Annotated in this window: 8 protein-coding genes; 1 reads left to right on the top strand and 7 read right to left on the bottom strand. The window is 46.0% G+C overall.

Annotation, left to right across the window (positions count from 1 at the left end; all coding sequences use genetic code 11):
• Positions 1-9: 9 nt before the first annotated feature.
• On the bottom strand, positions 10-4,098 hold the full coding sequence (locus A8708_RS02420; RefSeq protein ID WP_068661922.1) for a right-handed parallel beta-helix repeat-containing protein: 4,089 nt from the start codon (positions 4,096-4,098) through the stop codon (positions 10-12).
• Positions 4,099-4,314: 216 nt separating this feature from the next.
• Positions 4,315-5,148, bottom strand: a complete 834-nt coding sequence (locus A8708_RS02415; RefSeq protein ID WP_068661921.1) for an AraC family transcriptional regulator — start codon at positions 5,146-5,148, stop codon at positions 4,315-4,317.
• 171 nt (positions 5,149-5,319) lie between these two features.
• Between A8708_RS02415 and A8708_RS02410 the strand changes: the two genes are divergently transcribed.
• Positions 5,320-6,756, top strand: coding sequence for a family 4 glycosyl hydrolase (locus tag A8708_RS02410; RefSeq protein WP_068661920.1), 1,437 nt, complete (start codon positions 5,320-5,322; stop codon positions 6,754-6,756).
• A gap of 56 nt (positions 6,757-6,812) precedes the next feature.
• Here A8708_RS02410 and A8708_RS02405 read toward each other — a convergent pair whose 3' ends face one another.
• From A8708_RS02405 to A8708_RS02385, 5 genes are all read right to left on the bottom strand, one after another.
• Positions 6,813-7,949 (bottom strand): glycoside hydrolase family 88 protein, encoded by a 1,137-nt coding sequence (locus A8708_RS02405; RefSeq protein ID WP_068661919.1) that lies wholly within the window; start codon positions 7,947-7,949, stop codon positions 6,813-6,815.
• Positions 7,950-7,981: 32 nt separating this feature from the next.
• Complete coding sequence (locus A8708_RS02400; RefSeq protein ID WP_068661918.1) at positions 7,982-8,860, bottom strand: carbohydrate ABC transporter permease; 879 nt, start codon at positions 8,858-8,860, stop codon at positions 7,982-7,984.
• A 54-nt stretch (positions 8,861-8,914) separates the two neighbouring features.
• Positions 8,915-9,880 carry an ABC transporter permease gene (locus tag A8708_RS02395; protein ID WP_068661917.1) on the bottom strand — a complete coding sequence of 322 codons (966 nt, stop codon included), beginning with the start codon at positions 9,878-9,880 and terminating at the stop codon, positions 8,915-8,917.
• Positions 9,881-9,957: 77 nt separating this feature from the next.
• Positions 9,958-11,595 (bottom strand): type 2 periplasmic-binding domain-containing protein, encoded by a 1,638-nt coding sequence (locus tag A8708_RS02390; protein ID WP_068661916.1) that lies wholly within the window; start codon positions 11,593-11,595, stop codon positions 9,958-9,960.
• A 201-nt stretch (positions 11,596-11,796) separates the two neighbouring features.
• Positions 11,797-14,160 carry a helix-turn-helix domain-containing protein gene (locus A8708_RS02385; protein WP_068661915.1) on the bottom strand — a complete coding sequence of 788 codons (2,364 nt, stop codon included), beginning with the start codon at positions 14,158-14,160 and terminating at the stop codon, positions 11,797-11,799.
• Between the last annotated feature and the right edge of the window lie 47 nt (positions 14,161-14,207).

The raw sequence follows: 14,207 nt of genomic DNA, 5'->3' as shown, positions 1-14,207 counted from the left end.
TTCCTGTATTCAGCTCCCGATCGGCTCAATCACTAGATTATTATAATAGTAAGCACCTGTTCGGGTACTCCATAATACATACTCCACTCTGGAGATGTTGGCAGCCAGTACATTCTGCATAGACTGTAATCCTGATGTCCAAGTACGTCCTGCGCCTGCCATTTCCTGCACCTTAACGCTTGCCGTATGAGCATCGAAATCAAGCTCCAACGTCACTTGGTACCACATGTTCTCTTGCAAATACGCCGTACTTACGAGTGTGTAATCCTGATTCAGCTTCACGCGCAGTGTGGAGTCAAGAATGACGGTCGCGATCACTTTGCCGCTCTTATCGCGGAAATTCACGAAACTTTGCGGATTTGTCACACCGCTCTCTTTCATAACCTGATAGGACGCCTTCACTTTCCCCGCAATTCCAGCTGTGCTGTAAATTTTGGTCGTCGTGGTTGAAGCTGTATCCGTCGTAGAAGTCTTATAGAGATACATGCTCTTATCCGCATCCGTGGGATAGTTCTGGATCGTAGAATACCCTAGATTCGTCGGTGAGACAACGTAACCAGAAGCTCCACTAATATTCCCCGTGCTGTAGGTATCAAAGCTCTCATATATACCACCTGCGACCGGGGCAGAAACAACCATTTGTTTCCCTACAGAATCTGTCACGACCACATTCTCATTCATATCTGTCAGAGAAATACCGGATAGCAGAATCTCTGAGGATGGTGTCACCGTCTTCGCTTTGAAGGTTGCTGCGAACAAATCGATCGCATTGTATCCATTTATTGTCGTCCCTGTACCGGAAAAAGTAAGCTGAACCGTTCCATATACCGCTCCCGTCACACTGACCGCTATGTCATCACGGAGGGAGGAAACGGCTTTAAATTCAAATATATTGGGATCGTAAGTGATTTCTGCTACGGTCAGGTTAAGTGTGCTGTTAGGCACAACCGCACCGGTAAGCGTTGTGTTCAAGTTCGTAATCGCCTTAGCTACTCCTGTTAGAGAAGCTGATGGCTCTTCTGCGATCGGCCACACATCCTCACCTGGCAGACCCAAATTCGTCTCGCTGAGCGTCATACTGCCAGATCGGGCATATAAGCCGAAGTAGCCATCTTCCGTTATCCGATCTGGACTCGTGTCCACGTACGTGAAAACGTTCACTCCGTCCACATTCAAAATGATTCTGACCCCATTCGATTCCGTAACCGCGCCAGCTTGCACGAAATGAGTCTCATGGAATGGTATCGACGTGTTCGGATACGAGGCTGCTCCGAGACTACCAAACCCAGAGATCTCTCCAAAGAATACCGTTCGAACGCCTCCAGAGAAACGATGCAATTCAATGATGTTCGGTTTAAAACAAATCATATACAGGCTGTTGTCGGTCGCTGCAAAATCCTTTTCGACTTTCTGACTGCGAAGCACGATGGAAGGCCACCCGCCAGTCGCGTTAATCTTCATATTCATCGACAGCAATTCGTCACCGAATGTCCGATCTTCATAGATGGCATATCCGCTTCCTGGTGTATCAATGTCTAGTATGCCTTCGCTTGGGGTAATCGTACCGCTGGTCAATTTGGAATACCAATTCCGTGGATCCCGAATTGCACCGTTGAGGGAATACGCTGGAACTTCTAGGCTGTTCTCATCACTGAAATCCACAACAATCATTTCAACTACTTTGTTGACAGAGACACCGTTAAGTGAACTCGTGAATGTTAACTCTGCTGTGCCAGGCGCAAGTGTATGCAACAGTCCGTAAACAACCGTAGCCACAGAGGTATTGCTGCTTGAGATCGACATGTCTGTTCCGCCAAGTATTTGTCCTTCCCTCGTAATCCCGCGAGCCACTAATTGTCTTGTGCTGCCAGGAGCGAAAGTCATACTCGCCGGTACGATATGTTTCACATTTTCGAGCGCATAATACACCTCGATGTCATCCAGTTCGTCATCTACATAGACGTCAATTACTTTCCGAACCAAACTACCCATATAATAGACATACATAACGATGGCAGTATGACCCGAGTCCACCGCAGTAACCATTCCACTTCCATTAACGGTGGCAATTGATGGATCTTCACTGACATAATAGGTCTGTGCAGAAGCTAGATTAATACTCGCGCCATGCCCTGTCTCTGCTTGGAGTGGAAGCGTTACTGTATCCTCTGATGCCAAGTTTAATGCGTCTGGTACATTTAGAATCTCAATAGTTCCCTGCGCTATATCCTGATAGGCCGATTGAAGGCCGGCATTCGCAATGATAGCTTGCGCTTCTATTGGCCAATTGCCATCTGGATGAATATGATCATTCGTTTTGACATTACTATCACTGGAACTCTTGTTCCAAAAAGCACTCGTCGTACTGTAATTGTTATCTAGCACAATGTCATGCGTATTAATATTCGTAAACGCCCAGTTCGTATCATAAATATCGTCCCAGATTGGCGTAGTTCGGAGATCGACAACATTGTTCTCTATTTTCCAATAATCAGAGGATTGATCCATGTAGATCGTCGAATAACGGTTCATCTGATTCTTAATATAGTTTCCTGAGATGATATTCGGATTCAACGTAGTGCCGCCTGTCACGCCAAAAGCATAGATCGCACCGCCATCAAATATCCCATCACCCATGAGATGGTGGATAAAGTTATCTTGCACCTTGGCATTCACCGTTGTTGTCACTGGGGCGTACACGCTTCCGAAGAAGGAGATTCCCGAATATGGAACATTGAATATTTCATTATGGGAGATATCAATGTCCATTGGGAACGCTACCGTAACCGCGGTTGAACTTTTATACTCAACGCCAATCTCATGAATGTAGTTGTTCAGAATATCATTGTTCTTTAGGATTTCCCGCTCATCTGTAGGATTGTAAATGGCGGCTGTTTTCTTAGATGTCTGTCCTGCATTGATGGCCGAACCCGAAATGTCGTAAAAGCGGTTGCCTTGAATCAGGTAATTCTGAACGCCAGCAAGCAGATTCACGCCTGTTCCACCCATGCGTGAGAAATCGTTGCGTTCGAATGCCATATTCTGAGCATATTGCACAGTAATAGCCGCTTTCGGCAGCTCTAGCGTTCCGACCTTGTAATTATTCTGCTCGTCAATCCATCCTCCCTCATCGGTAGGCTGCATCCAAGTCGAATAAGCGAATCCAATTCCCTCAAAACGGATATGATGGACTGGAGATGAGACGCTTCCACCGGCAATCGTGATCAAATTCTCCAATACGGGCGCCGTTACAACTGCACTTCCCATGTTCTCGCCCGGTCTAGGTTTGTAGTAAATTGTCTCGGATTGATCATCCAAGTACCATTCCCCTGCTTCATTAAGAAATTCATACGCGTTCTCCAAATACCACTGCTCCAAATGAGAGCGGTTCATCACCGAGCTCCACAAAGCGGAGTTTAACGTGATCGCAGCCTTCCCGGATTGCGCCGTAATGGACTGAACCCTCACGCGGGGAGAGGTCCATGCCCCCTTGAATACCGCTTCGACTTCGCTTGGTCGCTGCAAATCTGCAAGCCAAAGATCATCACTCACATATCCCGTTGAAGTCTTGACCGAATTCGTTAATCCCCCCTCCATTCTTGCCCGTGTAGCTCGGATTCCGTTGATATACAACTGCCGTGTTTCTAACCCCACCGCAGAAGCTGCATAAATATCATTGTCTTCATCGTACAACGTCCATCCTGTAATGTCCCTGCCACCTTCAATGACAGGCTTCTCATTCCCGTATGCGGCATAAATGACAGAATGGCCACCCGAACCTGAATCACTCTCATTCAACAACCATGTCGTCGTTTGCGAGTAACGTCCTCCGCGCAGATAGACCATGATATCCCCAGTCATCTCATCATTAACATCGCGTACAACCTGCTGGGCTTTCTGCAAAGTAGCGAACGGTAGTGCCTCTGTGCCTGGATTCGCGTCATTGCCTTCATTCGAGACATAGTACGCCGCTTGAACGCCGCTCTCCATGATCTCAGGCTCTTCCCCGTAAGCCGCATTTGGTGGGAATACCCCTATAAATAAAGCCATCCATGCCGCCATCACACCTGCGATTACCTGTTTTCCCCGCATTTTCATTACAAAACCTCCTTTATTTTTGTAATCGTTTTCAAACTTCCGTTCCTTCTGCTCTCCCCTCCTTCACTGAATCCAGAACGGATCATGCAATAACATGCCCCCTCAGTATAGCGTTCTGTCTAATGCGAAAAATAGTATAACTTCAGCCTATTCGACTTCAATTTCGGCTGAACAAAGGGCAAAAAAAACAGTAACCACGCCACAAATGGTTACTGTTTATACGAATTTGCTTGGCGGCACTTTGTAGTGTTTCTTGAATGCCTTGGAGAAAGAATACGCATCAGGGTAGCCTAAAAGGGAAGCGACCTGCTGCATCGAATAACGCTGTGTGTAGACCAAGTCTCTCGCTCGGTTCATCCTTAATTGAAACATATACTGTCCCGGCGTAACGCCCAATGCTTGTTTAAAATACCGAATGAAATATTTCTCCGACATTCCAGCCACCTCGGCTAATTCCGGAATACGGATGGGTCGATGCAAGTTCTCTTGAATATAACGAATCGTCGATTGCAAAAACACTAAATTGCCGGCATGCTCATGACCAACTGAATCCGTCAGGAATTCTCCCCTGTACGTTCCCGCTCCATAACATTCCAGGATGCGGGCGATGACAATCATCAATGAGCCCTTCAACCGCATGCCGGACATACCAATCCCCTGCAGGTTCTCTTCGAAAATTTGTCGCAACCCATCTGCCTCTACTTCAACAAGATTTGCTGAAATGATACCGCTCAAAGGAAAAGACGCCAGAATACGCTGCTGCTCCCCCAGACCAAAATCAAAATGAAGATAAATAAAGCGGCATGCTTGATTGCCGTTCATTGCCGTATAAGGAATTCCCGGGTAAAACAACACCAGATCGCCAGCCGTTGCTGTATGAATCTTCTTTCCTGCCTGAATCTCAACCTGCCCCTCTTGGATCAGCCAAAGATCATAATTATGATGAGACTTACTTTCCACCCAACCCGCATGATGAAGAATTGTATTATAGGAAGTAATGCGTAATGAGACATGCTCCGACAGATCGTTAAATAGCTCCGTACCTTTCACCGTTAGAACAACTCCTTACTTTTTGTCGAACAATCAATAATCCGTCATTCCGCTTACTTATTCAACAAGGTTATAATCATACTATTTGACATCTATACGGAACTTTCCTGCATTTCCTCTCACACCTATTTTCTTATAATTAAGACATACCCTGAAATGGAGGAATTGATCATGACATCTACACAAATTCAGAAACCTAAGGTTGTCGTAATTGGAGCAGGAAGTTTGTTTTTCGGACGCCAGTCTATCTGGCAAATGGTGCATTCCGAATACTTGAATAGAGGTACGCTTGCTCTAGTGGATACAAATGAAGAGCGATTGAACAAGATGGTCACGCTAGCAAAAATGGTGGCTGCTGAGAATCAAGTGGAACTTGTGATTGAAGGTTCTACCGACCGTAGAGATGTACTGCCAGGCGCGGACTTCGTCGTACTTAGCTTTGCTGAAGATACGGTCAAGTATAGAGGCATAGACTGCGCTATTTCGGAAAAATACGGGATTCGCATGTGCTCAGGCGATACAATTGGGCCAGGTGGTATCTTCAGGGCTATGCGGGAACTCCCTGTCATTATGGATTGTGCACGCGACATCGAAGCATTATGTCCTGATGCGTGGGTCATCAATTATATTAACCCATCTGCAGTTCATGGGATTGCCTTGAGCCGTTACGCACCGAAGTTGAAGAGCTTTGCCCTATGTGATGGTCATCACATGCCAGGGAAGAAAATCAACTATGCTTGGCGCGCAGGCATCGTGGCAGATCCCAACGAATATACGGCGGATATGGACAGCCGTTTCGATCTGCGTATCGCAGGCGTTAATCATTTTACCTGGATGCTTAAGGCTGACTATGATGGTGTTGATGTCATGCCTCGTATTGCGGCATCTATGAAGCAATCCGCTGAAACAGAAACCGCTGGCGGGGACACAGGTGCGAAAGCGAAAGACAACGATGCTATCAGTTATCAACTGTACGATATTTACGGTTATGTGCCGACTTGCACACCGCATACCAAAGAGTATTTGCGTTTCTGGCAAGGACTTGGGTCTACACCGGATGCCATTCCACCTTTATCCATATGGGAGACAGAAGCACGTTATCTTCGGCACGATGCCATGTGGCAACAAGTCGACGACTTCATCGAGGGCAGACTCCCTATTCAGTCATATATGGACACCTTCGGACCCGATCATGCGACGGATATTATCGAGAATATGGTCGGAGGTTTGGGCAAACCGTACTACATCAACACTACAAATCAAGGTGCCGTACCCAATATGAATGACGATGCCTTCCTAGAGTTGTTATGTGAAGTATCGATGGACGGCATCAAACCTTTACCTGTTGGGGATATGCCTCGGGGACTTCGAGGCTTGCAGGAACTTGTCCTAGATGCGCATGAACTGACAGCAGAAGCCGTTGTTGAGGGCAGTCGTGAGAAACTGAGACGGGCAATGTTAACAGATCCGTTAGTCAATTCCATTGCGGACGCGGATCTTATTATCGAGGAGTTGCTGGAATTGGAGCGGGATGTTATACCGAGTAGTTGGTATGCGACATCGGAGCAAGATGCATCGAAAGCGCTGGTATCCAATCCAGCAAGATAGCTATGCAAATACCAAAAGTCCGCTGCATCCCAATCAGGAGACAGCGGACTTTCACTTTAATTCGATTCCCTTTCATACCAATACCCCGGGACCCCACGGACAAGTCGCATCAATGCCTCCATGTAGAAGTAGTCCCCCCAAATAACGAAGTCATCCGGCGACATGCCTCCTCGTACGTGGTAGGATCCATGACGCAGTAAACCTTCTGCATCCGGATCATCGCTGGTCAAGTAGTTCTCCGTCAGCGACGTCATGCAGCGAAACACCGCTTTTACGAATCGCTCTCGATCAGGATCTCCTTCCGGCAAGCAGTCGATGAGCTCCAACATACCGCAGCAAGCAATCGCCGTAGCCGAGCTGTCCCTTGGCGTTCCTGTTTCGATTGGCACATCAAAGTCCCAATATGTTACCTGATCAGCAGGAAGTCGCGAAATGAAATAAGCAGCCATTCGACGCGATACTTCCAGGTATACCGGATTCTGCGTATATTTATACGAAAGAATAAAACCATAAATACCCCAAGCTTGTCCACGCGTCCACGTAGAGCCATCATTGTAACCCTGGTGCGTTCCACCCCCTATGGGCTCACCGTTTTCCTGATCAAAATAAAACGTATGGTACGAAGAATCATCTCCACGCACAAGATATCTACGGCTCTTCTCCGCATGTGCAAGCGCAACTTCCAAGTACTGTTTATTGCCAGTCTTTTCGTACGCCCAATATAAGAGGGGAATGTTCAGCAAACAATCAATAATGATTCTGCCGCCATTTTGGGGATCGCCGGCAGGTCCCCAAGCCTGAATGTATCCGCCAGCAGGACGCCACCTTTTCACAAGTACATCTGCTGCTTCAAGTCCCAGCGTCTTCGCTTCTTCGTTACCTTCCAGCATCCACCACGCCACCGCTGATGGCAAATAGAGAAAGCCGATATCATGGTGATCTAACACCTTGAATGTATCCAATCGTCTGCGGAAGCTATGTACAGTACGAACAGCTGCTTCCCGAAACACTCTGTCCCCCGAAGCTTCATAGCTCAGCCAGAGCATTCCCGACCAGAATCCTTCTGTCCAATCCTGATGATCACTTCGCTTATAGTCACCGCCGTCAAGTCCCGTCCAAGGGAAAAGATTCTCGAATTTATCTATATTTCGCCGTGTTTTCTCCACAGCATGCGTTAATGCTTCTACCCACATCTTCGAGCGCCCCTTTTCAATAGTTTAAACAACTACCCTTTTACAGCCCCAACCATAACGCCCTTGATGAAGAAACGTTGCAGAAACGGATACACACAAAGAATAGGTAAGGTCGCTACGACAATGGTAGCGTACTTGATTGTCTCACCGATCTGAAACATATCGCCACTCGTACCAGAGGACATGCTGTCCGTTGAATTGGAAATGAGAATTTCTCGCAAAATGATTTGCAGCGGAAATAATTCACGATCCTTAAGAAAGATGGAAGCATAGAACCACCCGTTCCATTTGTCAACTGCATAATACAAAGCGATCACAGCGAGCGTAGGGAGCGACAGTGGGATTATAATACGAAATAGCAGTACAAAATGATTGGCCCCATCGATTTTCGCCGACTCCTCCAAAGCATCTGGGATGGACGCGAATGCCGTTCGCATGATGATGAGATTGAATGTACTCACAGCAAAAGGGATGATCACGGACCAGAGGGTGTCCAACAGTCCCACGCCTTTGACAATAAGATACATCGGGACCAATCCGCCACTGAAGAACATCGTAAATAAAATGCCGAACATGATCCATTTGCTCCAGAATACATTCTTGCGGGAAAGCACGAAAGCGCCAAGCGCTGTCAGGAGTAGATTAAAGGCAACACCGACTACGACGATAAACAACGTATTTCCATAACCTACGATAATCGCTGAATTGGAGAAAACCAGTTTATACGCCTCCAAATTAAAGCCAAGCGGTCGCCATAATATACCTTCGTGGGACACAATTTGATCAGCGTCACTGAAAGAGGCAAAAAGCACATGAAGCAGCGGGTAAATCGTGGCCGCCATTAGCAAGGTCAACACCGTATAAATGACGGCATTAAAGATCCGTTCTTCCCACTTTGATTGGATAGACATCCGGGCACTACCTTTCTTCGTAAAATCTAACCAAGCAATAACCTGCCAGGCAAGTTACCACAAACTATTGTCAGTTACCTTCTTACTGAACCGGTTCGCCGCAATTAACAGCAACAAATTTAACACCGAATTGAACAAACCGACAGCCGAGCTGTAGCTCCAGTTAAATTCGAGCAAACCTTTCCGATACACAAAGGAAGAGATGACGTCTGAAGTCTCGTACACGACTGGATTGTACAATAGAATAATTTTCTCAAAACCAACATTCAGCAAATTACCAGACCGTAGAATAAACATAATGACAATGACCGGCAATATACCTGGCAGGGTAATGTTCCGTATCTGCTGCATGCGAGACGCACCATCGATGCGCGCTGCCTCATACTGTTCCTGATCAATACTCGTGAGGGCAGCCATATAAATAATGGACTCCCAGCCTATACGTTGCCAAATATCCGAGATCACATAGAGGGAACGGAATAGTTCTGGCTTTTGCAGCATCGCTTGACCATCCGTACCCATTACCGAAACGAAAAATGTATTAATAAAGCCGCCACTGTTCGTAAAGTCCTTAATCATCCCACAGATGACGATCATTGAGATGAAATAAGGCATGTAAGTAATGGACTGTGCTGTCTTTTTGAAGGTTTTATTTTTCACTTCATTTAGGAGCAGGGCTAGCAGAATCGGCATCGGAAATTCAAACAAAAGCGAGTACAAGCTAATGAGGATCGTATTTTTAAAAATACGCCAAAAGTAGAAGCTGTTAAAAAAGCTCTCAAAATGGGCAAAGCCAACCCAAGGACTGTCCAAAATGCCTTTCATAGGCGAGTAATTTTTGAAAGCGATCATTGCTCCGTACATCGGCGCATAGTGAAACAAGACATAATAAGCAAGCACGGGTAAAATCATCAGATACAGGTATTTATTCGTGATAAAATCCTTCGCAACGGTTCTACGTAAGGAACCGGCACGGGATGGAGCAACGGGGGCAGCGGTAGTCTGCAGGTTCCGGTTCATGCACAGATCTCCTTTATTTATAAGTGAGGAGAGGCTTTGATTTTGATGAAAGTCATCGCCTCTCCTTATACTTTGGATTAACGCTTGTTGTAGCGATCAAGTGCCGCTTTCTGAATCCCGATAGCACGTTCGATCTTCAGAGATTTAATCTTATCCACATACTTATCGAATGAATCAATCGGCTCAGAACCCAATATAATTTTCAACGACATTTCATCTACTAAGGTCTTGACGTCGTTCATAATTGTTGCGAATTCCGAACTCTCGTCCGGTGTAGGCGTAATTGGCGGCAACAAATATTTGTCTGCATCTGTTTTCGACCATACAGTAATCCCGTCTTTTTGTTCTGGCATCGTCAAATATTGCTCGATATACCGCTTATCTTGAACGAAAGGGCCATTATAGCCGCTGCGTGCATACATCGCAAGCGCTTGCGCAGGAGCAAGCTTATCCGGATTCTTCATGACCAAATCCGTATACGTTGGATAGCCGTTTTCCATTTTAAAGCTAATGCCTTCGATACCGAAGTTAAAGAAATTGTGCCCTTCTTCGCCATATGCGTAATCAAGCAACCGCACGGCCGTTTCTACATTCTTGGAATTGGCTGTAATTGCAACGCCGCCAGTGGACACGAAGGAAAAATCCTTTTGTCCGAACTTTGGCTTGTCACCGCTCTTCAGAACTGGATATGGCGCTGGAGCGAACTGAGCTTTCGGTTCTTTCTCCTTGACGATTGGCTGCCATTTACCGATACCTGCACCAGAATTCCATACGGTTGCACCGCTTTTGCCTGAAGTCATGTTGGAGTCCATCGTCTTGCTATCTACAGTAGCTATGTTTTTGTCAATTAACCCTTCCGCATACCACTTCTGCATCGTAGCTAGGAATTGCTTATAGCCAGGCTCCATGGGGCCGTATTTGATTTTCCCATCCTCTTGATAGAAGTTCTTAATGACACCAAAAGCGCCAGTGAATGCGCCGCCATCCAAGCCAAACAATGCCGTAGGCATTCCTAGGAAAGTAAGCGGAGCTGCAACACCTTTCTTCTCTTTAAACGCTTTGAGCACATTGTACCAATCATCCATCGTTTGCGGCATCGGGAGTCCCAGCTCATCCAGCCAATCCTTACGAATAATGGGCCCTTGATATGTCTTCAACAAATCGTCTCCACGAATGAACGGGAAAGCGTAATAGCTACCGCTGTCCGTCTTAATTTGCTTATCAACCTCGGGATGCTCTTTCAAATATTTCTTTAAATTCGGCGCATACTTATCCATTGCATCATTTAGTTTAAGAATATAGCCGTCGTTGATCGCCTTCTCTGGACCACCTGGAAAGCCTGAACTCCACACATACTCGATCATATCTGGAAGTTCGCCAGAAGCCAGCAACACGTTCAATGCTTCTTTCGCCTGATTCGCAGGCGGTTGGATGAATTTCAAATTAACGCCTGTCCGTTTCTGCCACTCTTGGAAGAAGGGTACCTCTTGGAATGTCGGCTTCACGCTACCGATGTTTCCATTGAGTTCCGCCCAGTAGGTGAGCGTTTTATCCGATTTCATCGGATAGCTGAATGTACCTGTCGTTGTCGCAGGTGTAGAGCTTGCCCCATCCTTTGGTTGTTCCGTAGCCACCTCTTTGGAACAGCCCGCGATTACAGAACCTGATAGCGCAAGCAAAGTTGCCATTGTTACGATTTTTTTTGTAACTTTCATAACTGCTTACCTCCCTTTTCATTTGACAGCGTTTATGTAACGCCTCAGTCCTTACAGCCTTCATATTGCCGCTTCTAAACACGAAAAGATATAATCAAAAACTCCAATTTCATTGTTAAAACAAGCTCAATCATGTACAAAATCGCCAATTTCATATCATTCTAATATGTAAAACGGGCAACCACTTTGTGGCCGCCCGTTTTACCCCCGGAGCTCACGAAATTTGCCGGGCGTAATGCCTTCGAACTTTTTAAACACCCGGATAAACGTCGCCGCTTCATTAAATCCTACCTGCTTACCAATTTCCACAATCGCTTGATCCGTGAAGCCCAGAAGCGCTTTGGCCTGCTCAATGCGAACGCGATTAATATAATCAAGCAGCCCCTCTCCTGTTTGTTCCTTGTATAACTTGGACAGGTAGCTCGCTTTTAATTGAAACTGTTCTCCCAGCATGCCTACATTTAAATCCATATCCTGATAATGTGTTTCTACGTAGACATTTACTTTAAATATCAATTCCCTCAGCGATTCCGAACGCCCCTTAATAATGCTTACGTCCAGTTTGGCTGCCGTGTATTCACACACATCTTCCAATAACAGATTAAGCTGTTCAACCATTTCCTTAACCGTATCACTGTTTGCCATCGAGTCCATCCAATTCGGATGCTGGGCTAGGAAGCTTTCATCCACTTCCCCAAGCTCATGAATCGTTTTCATCATCGTGGAGATTAAATTAAACATTAGGGTACGAACCAGCGTCACGGAGGTCACCGATTTGCCGTAATTGCGCTCAATAACTTCGTCAAGCACTTCTCTTGCGCGCTCCAAATCACCTATTTTAATAAAATTCATCAATCGCTGCTCAATCTGCAATGGGTAGTAATAGCCCGTTATAGGTTCCTTATGTAGCTGATCATAAGCTATAATTTTCTGCTTGCCCAGAATGAGCTTATATTCCATAGCATCCAGCGCTTCTTGATAGGCTTGCGAAATACCAGCAATCGTTGCTTGTACTCTTGAAATTGATAACGTAAGTTGCATCCGATAGCGATCCAATAGAAACTGTTGGGCCTCTTCAGAGATCGAGACAAGTTGTTGCATCCGACCTTCCTCATTGTCCTCCGCAAAATTCACAATACAAGCCAACATGTCGCCAACTTCCGCTACGTATCCACGATGTCCTCGCATACCAACCAATTCTTCCACAACATTCGTCAAAATGAACTGTGCCAACCTGCTTTTCTCATGTGTCCCAATAGATGAAATGCTGATATTAACGTCTTCAGGCGATTCCATGAAAAATAATATGACAGCAAAATGATCGGAAAGCAGCTCAATTTGATGTGAAATCAGCGCCTCTTGGAGCGGAATAGGTCCATCCAGTCGACCTTTGAGCAGTCGCGCGAGCATGTTGGAACGCAGCATATTATGCTGTTGCTGCAACTGGACCCGTATCGCCTCTTTTTCACTGAGGGTATCGGAGAGGGCTCGGTGAATGAAGCTGAGTTCATTTCCTTCTTGTTTTGTTCCATTGCCCCTTGCCGCTTCTGCACCGGCTAACACTTTCACTAATCGCTGGATAGGCGAATAATTCCTGCGCATGAAGAAGAGTGTTAAGATCGCAGCCCCGACGAGACTAATCGCGACGCTAATGTACATCACGTTGCGGACATATACAGCTTTTTGCCAATACAATTTGCTTGGAATAACTGATATAAAAGTAAGTTTAGAGACTTCGGAATGAAGATAATAGATCTCCGATTGCTCGTCGCTCGTTTTGTTATAAATAACTCCACTTTCCCTCGCACCTAGTTGATTCAGAATTGAGGCAGGCAGGCTTGTACTTGTATTGGACAGCAAGACGTCGTGCGCTTCATCCAGCAGGTACACGTCCCCGCCACTAAACGATTGCACTTTGGCAATCGCTTTATTGAATCGTTCCACATCCGCCATTACAACTACTGAACCCGTAGGTCTACTAATCGCCCCAGCAGGTAAGCGAGTAATAAGCGCCAACGCTTGCTTCGAATACATATTGTCTTTGCGAGGCAGCATCGTGAAGGTCGTGCTTCTATTCTGTTTCACCAACTTCAACCAATCAGCATAACTGATTACACCTGTCTCATGAATGGTTTCGAAGCCCGCTTGATAATCCCGGGTACTCCCAGGAAGCAGAACAGTATTCTCCCCCTCCCAGGTGACATAAAATTGATCCACAGAGGCGTAGGAAGTCTGATACATTTGAAATTCTTTCGCAACTTGATACGCCGTATATTGTTCGTCACTACTAGACAATCGTGTATAGATCAAGCTCTGAACTCTTGAATTCCAGGTAAGCTCCATACTGAGCCGCTGCATCATCTCAATCTGTGAATCTATGGTTTCTCTCACTTGCTGGAGCATGGTATCGTTAGCTCGATGAATTTCACCGCGCAACGTGTCACTTGATTCCCTATATAAGATTAAGCTCATCAGAATCGGAATGATAAAGACAGCACTGTACGAAATGAGCCATGTAAAAATGACACTTTTGCGTTTCTTCCATAGATTAACTTTGATCGGCATGCAGTCTCTCCTTTGGGGTGTCATCTCGTAGGTAAGTTATCCGTTCC

The organism is Paenibacillus oryzisoli, assembly GCF_001653565.1.
In the GTDB taxonomy this organism is placed as follows: domain Bacteria; phylum Bacillota; class Bacilli; order Paenibacillales; family NBRC-103111; genus Paenibacillus_E; species Paenibacillus_E oryzisoli.
This window is presented reverse-complemented; position numbering and strand designations above follow the sequence as displayed.

Bases quoted from the DNA above. Each gene is read 5' to 3' on its own strand.
- A8708_RS02400 (WP_068661918.1), bottom strand. From the start codon at position 8,860: ATGTCTATCCAATCAAAGTGGGAAGAACGGATCTTTAATGCCGTCATT.
- A8708_RS02420 (WP_068661922.1), bottom strand. From the start codon at position 4,098: ATGAAAATGCGGGGAAAACAGGTAATCGCAGGTGTGATGGCGGCATGG.
- A8708_RS02390 (WP_068661916.1), bottom strand. From the start codon at position 11,595: ATGAAAGTTACAAAAAAAATCGTAACAATGGCAACTTTGCTTGCGCTA.
- A8708_RS02410 (WP_068661920.1), top strand. From the start codon at position 5,320: ATGACATCTACACAAATTCAGAAACCTAAGGTTGTCGTAATTGGAGCA.
- A8708_RS02385 (WP_068661915.1), bottom strand. From the start codon at position 14,160: ATGCCGATCAAAGTTAATCTATGGAAGAAACGCAAAAGTGTCATTTTT.
- A8708_RS02405 (WP_068661919.1), bottom strand. From the start codon at position 7,949: ATGTGGGTAGAAGCATTAACGCATGCTGTGGAGAAAACACGGCGAAAT.
- A8708_RS02395 (WP_068661917.1), bottom strand. From the start codon at position 9,880: ATGAACCGGAACCTGCAGACTACCGCTGCCCCCGTTGCTCCATCCCGT.